At 62.7% G+C, this 517-nt stretch carries 1 protein-coding gene; it reads left to right on the top strand.

Annotated features, from left to right (window positions below):
* The coding region (locus ON20_RS25695) for an SAM-dependent methyltransferase (protein WP_040839557.1) at positions 1–301 on the top strand (301 nt) is incomplete at its 5' end.
* Between the last annotated feature and the right edge of the window lie 216 nt (positions 302–517).

Genomic DNA, 517 nt, shown 5'->3' with positions numbered 1-517 from the left:
TCTGTTACCCGGCGGATCGTACGTCGCCATCACCCATTTCTATGATCCGGGCGAGGGCGCCGAACTGCACGACCTGGCAATGGAACTACAGCGCCGGTTCATTGATAAGGGTCTGGGCTCGGGGTGGTACCGCACCACCGAACGAATCGCCGAATACTTCGGGGACCTGGAGATCATCGAACCCGGTCTGGTCGAACTCGACGACTGGTGGCCCGCCGGCCCCCCGACCCGCCCCCGCTACCCCGAGGAACGACTGGCGATCGGCGGAGTCGGCGTCAAGCCGCGCGCCGCGACAACATGATTCCGCCGGTCGTATTGATCCGGTGATATGAGCACCGCTCGCGCCGAAGCGTATTCGGTCCGAGCGGTGCTCGATACGCTTCTCGGATCCGCTCTCTTTTGCGGTGGCCTCACGAAACGTATTGTGTTGTGATCCAGGGGATACCTCCTCACGCCTCCGGCGCGGGTATCGCTCCCTCGGCTGTAACGCATCACTTGCACAAGCAGAGCCCAGATT

The sequence above is a fragment of the Nocardia brevicatena NBRC 12119 genome (assembly GCF_000308495.1).
In the GTDB taxonomy this organism is placed as follows: domain Bacteria; phylum Actinomycetota; class Actinomycetes; order Mycobacteriales; family Mycobacteriaceae; genus Nocardia; species Nocardia brevicatena.
The sequence above is the reverse complement of the archived record's forward strand: the minus strand, read 5'-3'. Positions and strand labels throughout refer to the sequence as shown.